Here is a 10,000-nt window from a genome sequence, read left to right on the forward strand (position 1 = left end):
TCACCGGTGATGTCGAGCGTGGTGCTGGGCGGTATCGTGCTGATCCTCGTCTTCGCCCTGTTCCTGTGGATCGTGGGGCGTTGCACCGTGGGCTTCAACCACGTCTTCCATAAACGCCCGATCCCCAATCCCAAGAGCTGGCTGGTTTAACCTATTTGGGCTTCCCCGGCTCGCGCCCGGCCATATCGAACAGGTTGAAGCTGACGTCGCCGCCGGGCAGGGTCACATCGCCGGGCTTCTGATCGGCCTTACACGGACCGAGACGTTTGGATTTGATCGTCATATTGACCACGCGATTCATATGTGCCAGCGCCGCCCCCGTGGTCTGGGACCGCAGGGTCATGGTGTAGTCGCGCGTATAGTCGCCGGTGATGCTGCCCGACACCTCCATCTTGCCGCCCGATCCCATATTGCATTCGGCGAGAATGCCCCAGGAACCGTCGTCCAGATGGCTGACCGTCGTGTAGCGGCAGCGATTGCCATTGAGGTCAGTGCCCGTAATACCCAGCTCCTTCTCGGTGGACGCGTCGAGGCAGATGCGCATGGTCTGGGCCTGACTTTCCGAGCCCTCTTCGCTGAGCGTCGTCTCCCACAGGCCGGGCTGACGCGCCGGCAGAGGCTCCTGCGGTTTGGGCGGTGGCGCGGCCACAGAGGCCGGGGCCGGAGCGGGCTCAGGCGCAGGGGGTTGTTCTTTCTTGCCACAACCGGTCATCAGCGCGACGGCGGCCAGCCAAGAGAGCGCCACACCTGACTTTACATACGCGGCCATGTCCTGTGCATCCCTGTCCCGAAACGGAAGTCACAGATGTAAGCGTAAAACCCCAGACAGGCGAGTCGAATTATGCACCTTATTGCCGCAGGCCCTGCAAAATACAGGTTCAAAGGCTCTTTTTGGTGACGATGCGCAGGGTTTGCAACGTGCGCGGCAATTCGTCAGCCAGTCGGCGGCTCAGTTCTCGCGCGCCCACCGGATAGGCCTCGCCCCCTTCGGCGATTTCATGCGCCATCTTGGCCGTCGCGTCGATCAGGATTTCCAGCTCGGAAATCTGCTCGCGCGCCAGCGCCTTGGCCTCTTCCTGAAGGCGGCGCACGCGCTGGGTGCGGCTTTCACGCGCCGAAACCGTCGCATCGACGAGCGATTGCAGACTGTTGGCCGTGTTGAGCGGCACAGGCACGACATTGATGACCTCATGGGCCGGTTCGCCCACGCCCCCCATCATCTCGGCTTCGATTGCGACCCCCTTCGTCGAGGGCGGCACCACATTCAATCTGGTTCTACGCATATCACACCCCAACCTCTTCTCTATGCGCCCCGGAATGCCGTCACACAGCCAAATTGAAACGCGACGGGGCCCCAACCAGGGGTTATGCACACCTCATACCAACGGCCGAAGATGCTAACCGCATCCGGCCGTTGAAACATCAAGACTGTCTCATATGTGTCAGAGACTTGAGACAGTCTCGAAAGGCATACCCGAAGTCATTTGCAATGACTCCGGTTATCAGACCACAGAGTGAGGCATTTCGTCGCGAAAATCCAGCCGGTTTCGTTTCAAACTGGCACATTTTCGTAACAGGGGCGTGACGCACAAGCCTCAGTATCGGATTGAAACGCTCGCGAAGCGTTCTGACGGTAAATTTATACCGCCCCGTCCCCGATCATATCCTTGGCGAACTCCAGATCCAGCAGTTTGAGGCGCTTGATCTCATCGCGCAGGCGAGCGGCCTCTTCGAACTCCAGATTGCCCGCCGCCTCACGCATCCGCGTCTCAAGGTCCTTGAGTGTTGCCTGAAAATTGGAACCGAGGAAGGGCTTGGAGTCCCTGGCCGCGACGCCCACCGGCACCTGAACGCGGTCGGCCTTTTCATACGGACTATCCAGAATATCGGAAATACCGCGCTTGACGCTTTCCGGCGTGATGCCGTGTTCGGCATTGTAGGCCATCTGCTTTTCACGGCGGCGGCTGGTTTCGGCCAGCGCCCGTTCCATCGAGCCCGTCATCTTGTCGGCATAAAGAATGACGCGGCCTTCGACGTTGCGCGCCGCCCGCCCGATGGTCTGGATCAGCGAGGTTTCCGAGCGCAGGAAGCCTTCCTTGTCGGCATCGAGTATGGCCACAAAGCCACATTCGGGGATGTCGAGACCTTCGCGTAGCAGGTTGATCCCCACCAGTACATCAAACGCCCCCAACCGCAGGTCGCGGATGATCTCGATACGCTCCAGCGTGTCGATGTCGGAGTGCATGTAGCGCACGCGGATACCCTGCTCGTGCATATATTCGGTCAGGTTTTCCGCCATCTTCTTGGTCAGCACCGTGACCAGAGAGCGATAACCGTTTTTGGCGACTTCGCGCACCTCGGCAATCACGTCATCGACCTGATTGGCGCCGTCGGTCGAGACGGGGCGGATTTCGACCGGCGGGTCGATCAGGCCGGTCGGGCGGATCACCTGTTCGGTAAACACGCCACCCGTCTGCTCCATCTCCCAGTTGCCGGGCGTCGCCGAAACGTGGACGGTCTGCGGCCGCATCACCTCCCACTCCTCGAACTTGAGCGGCCGGTTATCCATGCACGACGGCAGGCGGAAGCCGTATTCGGCCAGCACCGACTTACGCGCAAAGTCGCCGCGATACATGCCGCCGATCTGCGGCACGGTGACGTGGCTTTCATCCACGAACAGCAGCGCGTTTTCCGGCAGATATTCAAAAAAGGTCGGCGGCGGTTCGCCCGGCGCCCGTCCGGTCAGATAGCGTGAATAGTTTTCGATACCGGCGCAGGCCCCGGTGGCCTCCATCATCTCCAGATCAAAGGTGGTGCGCTGCTCAAGGCGCTGCGCCTCCAGAAGCTTGCCCTCGGCATGGAGCTGATCCAGCCGCAGTTTCAGTTCGGCCTTGATGCGGTCGATGGCCTGACGCAGCGTCGGGCGCGGCGTCACATAGTGGCTGGCCGCATAGACCTTAAGGTCTTTCAGGTCCGCCGTCTTCTTGCCGGTCAGCGGGTCGAACTCGGTCAGGGCCTCGATCTCATCGCCGAACAAGGACACCCGCCAGGCGCGGTCTTCGTAGTGGGCCGGGAAGATTTCGATGACGTCGCCGCGGCGGCGGAAGGTGCCGCGCTCAAAGGCCGCATCATTACGCTTGTATTGCAGCGCCACCAGATCAGCGCGCAACTGCGCCTCGTCAATGGTCTGCCCCACCTTCAGCTCAAAGGTCATGGCCGTGTAGGTTTCGACCGAACCGATACCGTAGATGCACGACACCGAGGCCACCACGATCACGTCGTCGCGCTCAAGGATGGCGCGCGTCGCCGCGTGGCGCATGCGGTCGATCTGTTCGTTGATCGACGAGTCCTTCTCTATATAGGTGTCGGTACGCGGCACATAGGCTTCGGGCTGGTAGTAGTCGTAGTAGGAGACGAAATACTCGACCGCGTTTTCCGGGAAGAAGGCCTTGAACTCACTATAAAGCTGCGCGGCCAGCGTCTTGTTGTGCGCCAGAATCAGCGCCGGGCGCTGCGTCGCCTCGATCACCTTGGCCATGGTAAAGGTCTTGCCCGACCCGGTGACGCCCAGAAGAACCTGATCGCGCTCAGCCGCATTGGCCCCTTCAACCAGCTCGGCAATCGCCGCCGGCTGGTCCCCCGCCGGTTCATAGGCCGAATGCAGCACGAACCGCCGCCCCCCTTCCGACTTTTGCGGCCGGTCGGGGCGGTGCGGCGACCACAGGGTCGGCGGGAAGTCCTGCGCGCCGACATCAGCGGCGTAACGGCGGGGATCTTCGAAAATGAGGCGGGCGATATGAGAACGGTTCATGAACATAACATAGCGTCCTGCAAAAAAATAAAAAGGGGCGACCCGCGGCTTTTGCGCCCTACGGCCAGATTGGCCGTTTTGCGGGCTTCAAGTTTTCGTGACTCCCTCGCCTGAGAGGGATTCATTCGGGATTCCAGTGCCTTGAAACCGCAAATTTAAAATAACAATGTTCTATACCTACCCGGCGCCTGAGTTTCACTTTTGCGTCACGTGAGTAAACTTCGTTGAATTGTAATGATCGCAAAACCGAAAGCCCCCTCCATGAATATCGCAAGAAAAAAGCGGATAAGCTTATCTCTTCAATACTTCATAAAATAAAAAGTCATTGCAGCGCACATCTTGATAAAAAATAGGCATTATATGAGAAATTTTCTCACTCTCACCCCCTCTGAACTGATGCTCCTTTTACGCGATTGACGCTTTAACACATTTTTGCCATATTTCTGGCTATAAGACCGGCTGTAGATAGGCACAGTTATGTGCGTCGTCGGCTCCGGCGCCCCCGGAAGGCTGTGTTTCCGTGTTGTGAAACGGCCTGATGCATTCAGAAGAATGTATGGTGGGGTTGCCCTCTGTCAGGGAGCGCGGTGCGCTCTCGTTACTGAGGACAAGACACCTTTGGGTCTGAACCTGTCTCTTACGCGCCGTCAGATGCGCCTGTTGACCGCCGCTGGCGGCTCCAGCCTCATGCTGACCGCCGCGTTCGGCTCTGCCTGGTTAGGCGGCAAGCTGACGCGCGACGCGCAAATCCGCGAACAGGCCGAAAGCCTGATGAGCCTGAACGATCATTCCTATGGCGCGGACCGTCTGCGTCAGATGAACGGCGAAAAGCATATCGCCGCGCTTCAGGACGATCTGGACCGCCGCGCCATCGCGCTGGTCATGCGTCACGAATCCTATACCTCGCCTGTGGCCACGATGCGCCTGCGTCAGGACCGCCAGCGTACCGACCTGTTTGCGTCTCTGGTTGGCCCGGCCCGCGCGCACAAGGCCGAAGCCGCCTCCGCCCCGGTGCTGAAGGCCAGCCTTGATCTGGGCCTGATGCGCGCACCGTCGCGCACGGCTCCGGCGTCGCCCTTTGATCTGAAGAACCGCTCCGCCTCCGATCTCGATTGCCTGACTCAGGCCGTCTATTACGAAGCGCGCGGCGAAACCGATTCCGGTCAGCGCGCCGTGGCTCAGGTGATCCTGAACCGCGTGCGTCACCCCGCCTACCCCAAGACCATCTGTAATGTGGTCTATCAGGGCGCGGTGAAGCGCACCGGTTGTCAGTTCAGCTTCACCTGCAACGGCATCATGTCCAACCGCGTCGAAAGCTGGGCGTGGAAGCGCGCCCGCACCGTCGCCGAAGACGCGCTGGACGGTTATGTGATGAAGTCGGTCGGCGCTTCGACCCATTTCCACGTACTGGGTATCTCGCCCGACTGGTCGGTACGCATGCAGCGCACCGCCACCATCGGCAACCACGCCTTCTATCAGTTTTCCAGCCGTGGCGCGCAGATGCTGGCCGCCGCCGATCAGGTCCGCCCCTCGGCGGCCCCGACTCTGGAACAGGCGAAAGAGACGACGGAAACCCCTGCCCTGCCTGCGGCCCCGGTGGATACCAAGGCCTCTGACGCCCTCAGCCATCTGCGGGACACCAGCAAGGATAGCGCTGTAAAGGCCATCGCCCTGTCATCACAAGTAAAGGGCGAGGATGCTCAGGCGCTCACGCAAGCCGCGAAAACGGCAACGCAGACCAAGCCGTAACCGGGCGATTTTCTAAACGAAAAAACCACACCACAGCGCCTGGGTTCACTCTTAGGCGCTGTTTTTATTAAGGTTACCCGCGTTTTATTATAAGACAAAAAAAATGACGGATGTTAGGGTTTCAACAACTATGTTCTGACACCCTGCCTGACAATCCGGGGTTTGCGGACGCGTGATGAGTCGTGCCTGTAGTTGGATCACGCACCAAGACCCCAGAAAACCATTTCTCCGGGCGGCCCCGCAAACGCCGTACCGGAAAAGCAGACACTAGATTGTCAGGGGCCATAATGACTAAGTCGAAATCTGCCGGCGGCAAGCTGAGCATCTCCAACCTGTCCTTCACGCTGAAGTTCATGACTCCGGCCGCCGTCGCCACCGCGCTGATCGTCGCGCTGGCCTTCGGGGCCGTGACCGTGATGAACACGCAGGGCAAGGCTATTGAAAACATCAATACACAGAGCCTCCCGGCCGTTCAGGCCATGGGCGACATCAAGTCGGCCATCAAGGAAGCCAATGGCCAGCTGTTCCGCGCCATGACCGATCAGGCGTCGGGTGCCGGCACCAATGCCGATCAGAAGGTCGCCCTGGTCGTGCAGGACCTCGGCAAGATCGAAACCAGCATCAAGGCGATGGCAGGTGCCACCACCGACGCCACCAAGAAGAAAGACCTCGAAGACCTCGGCAAGGAGGTCAAGACCTATAAGGAAGCCGTCGAGTTCGCCGGCTCGGTCATGACCGTCGATTTCCCCTCCGTCGCGCCGCTGATGTCGCAGTTCGACGAAGGCTACGCCAAGATGTCGCAAATCTCGGACAAGATCATCGCCGGTCAGGTCGCTCAGGCCAAGGCGGACGCCGAAGCCGCCCGCACGGCCCAGACCGCCGGCATCTCCATGCTGACCGTCTTCGCCGCCATCATGGCCGTCCTGTCCTGCGGTATCGCCTTCGTCTTCTCGCGCGCTACGGTGACCGGCATCAACCGCATCGCCAAGACCACTGAGGAACTGGCGCGCGGCAATCTGAATGTGGACATTCAATCGCTGGCGCGTGGCGATGAACTGAAGTCGGTCGTCGATAGCCTCAATGTCTTCAAGGCCAATGCTGAAGAAAAGCTGCGCCTCGCCGAAATCGAAGCCGCCACAATGAAAACCCGCGAAGAACGCGCCCGTCAGATGTCGGAACTGGCCGAACGCTTCCGCCACGAAGCTCAGGACATGCTGGACGCCCTGTCGGCCGCCGCCTCGGACCTCGACGCCAACGGCCGCACCCTGCTCACCATCGCGCAGGAAAACGAGCGCCGCTCGCAATCGGCGGTCTCCTCGATCCGCAACTCGGCCGACAACGTGCAAAACGTTGCTTCGGCGACCACCGAACTGTCGGCGTCGATCGGCGTCATCGGTGATCAGGCCGTCCGCTCGGTGGAAATCGCCGCCGAAGCCGTGTCGGAAGCCGACAAGACCAACGACTCGATGGTCGAGCTGAGCCGCGCCGCCGATCAGATCGGCGAAGTGGTTGACCTCATCAACGCCATCGCCCAGCAAACCAACCTGCTGGCGCTCAACGCCACCATCGAATCGGCGCGCGCCGGTGAAGCCGGTAAGGGCTTCGCGGTCGTGGCCTCGGAAGTGAAGTCGCTGGCGCAGCAAACCGCCAAGGCCACCGACGAAATCCGCGAGCGCATCAAGGACATCCAGACGGCGGCCCAAAACGGCGTCTCGGCTATCCGCGGTATCGGTGCCACCATCAAGCACATGAACGAAATCGCTTCGTCCATCGCCGACTCGGTGCACCAGCAAGGCGACGCCACCAACGAAATCGCCCGCAACGTCAACGAAGCCTCGGACGGCACCACCACCGCCTCCACCTCCGTCTCGCAACTGTCGGCCTCGGCCGCCGATACGGAAAAGGCCTCGACCGAAATGCTGGGTGCCGCGCGTCAGCTCACGCAACGCACGGAAGCCATGAGCGAGAATATCCGCCGCTTCCTGGCCGAACTGACGGCCGCCTAAAACCGGCACGACCTCTCAGATTGAAAACCCCTCCGGAGCTTCCGGAGGGGTTTTTTGTGCGTTCAACCGCATAAAACCAATTTAAGAGGTGAAAAAATCCATCGCGCCGCACAATAGATTCACCGGCAATTAAACACTCATAGGTATATTGAACTCGCGCCCAACAACGCATCCCGTCCTCCTCCCCGTGGGCCGAATGCCCAGTACCGATTCAGAAAGAGTTTTACGCCGTGAAAGCTGTTATCTTTTCCGCTCTTGCCCTGACCGCCCTTGCCGCTCCGGCCTTTGCCGAGTGTGACGAAGCCCAGGAAGCCGCCGCCGGTAAGGCGATCGCCGCCGCCACTGCGGCCGCCGTGTCCAAGGCGGTTGCCGTCGAAGGCAAGCAGATGGTGAGCATCAACACCTGCGACGCCGCCGGCAAGAACGCTACCGCAGAATTCAAGTACAACTTCCTCGGCGCCGGCGGCCTGTACTGGGTCGAAGGTACGGCCAGGTACAATGGCTCGGCCGTGACCGAACTGAAGCTGAAGCGTCTGAGCCCGAACCTGGCTGCCGCCGAAGCCAAGGCGGGCATCAAGCTGGCCTCGAACTAAGACATAAACGCCGCCGGGCACGATCTGTCCGGCGGCTTTTTTCATTTTTTTGCTTATTTTTTCTCGTCTCCGGACGTCATTAAGATTTACCCCCTTGTATTTCAAGTGTTTGAAATAACGGAGTTAATCTCCGTAAAAATTTCCTAACGCCCTGTTTAACTTAAGATTATTCATTATCAGATAGAGTGTAGTCATCCTGAAGAAACTCAAGGAGCTACAAAGAGATGATCAAGAAAAGCCTTATGATTGCCGCCGTCGCCGTTCTGGGTATGACGGGCGCCGCCCAAGCCGCCGAGTGCGATGACGCCCAGCAGGCCGAAGCCGGCTCTGCCCTCGCCGGTCTGGCCAAGGCCGCTGTGTCGAAGGTCGTTCCCGTCACCGGCAAGCAGATGGTCAACGTCAATGCCTGTGACGTGCGCGCCGGCACCTACTCCATCGAATTCAAGTACAACTTCCTGGGCGCTGACGGCCTGTACTGGGTGGAAGGCACCGCGCGCTTCGGCGCAGGCGGCTCGAACCCGTCGGTCAAGATCACCAAGGCGTCGCCGAACATGGCCGCTGCGGAAGCCAAGGCCGGCGTGAAGCTCGCTTCGAACTAAGTCGTTTCCCGGCTATTGAAAAAAAACCCTCCGCGAGTGATCGCGGAGGGTTTTACGTTTTGGGTTTGCGTCACGCTGGAGCGATGTGCGGAAAAGTGTGAGCGGTTTTCCGCAAAAACATCGCGACAAAACGAAAATTTAGAGCGAAATGACGATTTCGCTTAAGTCATTTCGCTTTTACTTGCGGCCAAACGGCCTGAAATCCTGCGGGCGGCTTTGCACCGGCCCGGATTTGGGCTTTTGCCCCAGAAAGACTCCGCCAAACAGGGCGAACGAAGTCATAGCGTGTTGTTTCTTTTCATTGTCGTTCATCACAATGCGCCTCCTTTTTCATGACAAGATGAACAAGAAGACGCGTCGCAAACTCTCAGGGGACTCTCACCTCTCTCAGCCGTCGTCGCGTCGGATACCAATGTGCCACAAACTCAAAAAACGCGCAACAAACATTCCGTAACCGGAGTAAAAATTGAATTATGAATTGCACAAATAATTGATTTTATGCGTTATTTTAAAAAACAAAATTTCATTTTCCAATTCAATTTCGTCCGAACACGCCACATTTCCACCGATTCACGATAAAAAAACCTTATCCGCATAGACTGTGACCAACCGGAAAAGACCGGTGGCCCGGCACGGGCAGCCCGAAAGCGGTGGTGGTGGTTTCGTTATGCTGAGATCTGCGTTTATTCTGGGATGCGCCATCACCAGTGCGGTCGCCACCGGCCTGCTGGTGGTACGGCACGAAGGCTTCACTTCCAAAGGCGATGAAACCGCGACCCTGGTGCAAACGTCCCAGACGCACAGCGTCTCTGCCCCCAGCACAATCGGCGGCGTCACCGCCATCCCCAAGGCGGCCGACGGCCACTACTGGGCTGAGGCAAGGGTCAACACCACAACGGTCAAATTTCTGGTCGATACGGGGGCCTCTGTGGTCGCCCTGACGCCGCAGGACGCCCGCCGTCTGGGCATCAATCTGAACACCCTCACCTACGATCAGGACGTCACCACCGCCAGCGGCAAGACGCAGGCCGCCCGCGTCGTTATTGACCGCGTGCAGATCGGCCAGAGCCAGATGGACGATGTCGAGGCCCTGGTCATCCGCGAAGGCCTGTCCACCTCACTACTGGGCATGAGCTATCTCGGTCGCCTCAGCCGCTTTGAGGCCACGCAGGGCAGCCTTATCCTGCGTCCGTAAGGCTGGCCTCATAGGCCTCACGCCGCGCCTGTGACGCCGACATGGCG

8 protein-coding genes are annotated in these 10,000 nt (G+C 59.4%); 5 read left to right on the plus strand and 3 right to left on the minus strand.

Annotated features, from left to right (window positions below; genetic code table 11):
- Positions 1-151: 151 nt before the first annotated feature.
- The 3 genes from LDL37_RS05870 to uvrB all read right to left on the minus strand — a co-directional run bounded on the left by LDL37_RS05870 (position 152) and on the right by uvrB (position 3,811).
- Positions 152-769, minus strand: coding sequence for a DUF3617 family protein (locus LDL37_RS05870; protein ID WP_290795535.1), 618 nt, complete (start codon positions 767-769; stop codon positions 152-154).
- A 109-nt stretch (positions 770-878) separates the two neighbouring features.
- Positions 879-1,283 carry a hypothetical protein gene (locus tag LDL37_RS05875; RefSeq protein ID WP_290795537.1) on the minus strand — a complete coding sequence of 135 codons (405 nt, stop codon included), beginning with the start codon at positions 1,281-1,283 and terminating at the stop codon, positions 879-881.
- A gap of 356 nt (positions 1,284-1,639) precedes the next feature.
- The gene (uvrB, locus tag LDL37_RS05880; protein ID WP_290795539.1) at positions 1,640-3,811 is read right to left on the minus strand and encodes an excinuclease ABC subunit UvrB; all 2,172 of its coding nucleotides are present in this window, start codon (positions 3,809-3,811) and stop codon (positions 1,640-1,642) included.
- 618 nt (positions 3,812-4,429) lie between these two features.
- Between uvrB and LDL37_RS05885 the strand changes: the two genes are divergently transcribed.
- From LDL37_RS05885 to LDL37_RS05905, 5 genes are all read left to right on the plus strand, one after another.
- Positions 4,430-5,560: a cell wall hydrolase gene (locus LDL37_RS05885; protein ID WP_290795541.1), complete on the plus strand. Its 1,131-nt coding sequence runs from the start codon at positions 4,430-4,432 to the stop codon at positions 5,558-5,560.
- A 287-nt stretch (positions 5,561-5,847) separates the two neighbouring features.
- Positions 5,848-7,566 carry a methyl-accepting chemotaxis protein gene (locus LDL37_RS05890; RefSeq protein WP_290795543.1) on the plus strand — a complete coding sequence of 573 codons (1,719 nt, stop codon included), beginning with the start codon at positions 5,848-5,850 and terminating at the stop codon, positions 7,564-7,566.
- 230 nt (positions 7,567-7,796) lie between these two features.
- Positions 7,797-8,159, plus strand: coding sequence for a hypothetical protein (locus LDL37_RS05895; RefSeq protein WP_290795545.1), 363 nt, complete (start codon positions 7,797-7,799; stop codon positions 8,157-8,159).
- Positions 8,160-8,383: 224 nt separating this feature from the next.
- Positions 8,384-8,758 carry a hypothetical protein gene (locus tag LDL37_RS05900; RefSeq protein ID WP_126422747.1) on the plus strand — a complete coding sequence of 125 codons (375 nt, stop codon included), beginning with the start codon at positions 8,384-8,386 and terminating at the stop codon, positions 8,756-8,758.
- A gap of 667 nt (positions 8,759-9,425) precedes the next feature.
- A complete protein-coding gene (locus tag LDL37_RS05905; protein WP_290795548.1) occupies positions 9,426-9,953 on the plus strand; it encodes a TIGR02281 family clan AA aspartic protease in 528 nt (175 codons plus the stop codon).
- Positions 9,954-10,000: the final 47 nt, after the last annotated feature.

The sequence above is a fragment of the Asticcacaulis sp. genome, assembly GCF_020217185.1.
Classification (GTDB): Bacteria; Pseudomonadota; Alphaproteobacteria; order Caulobacterales; family Caulobacteraceae; genus Asticcacaulis.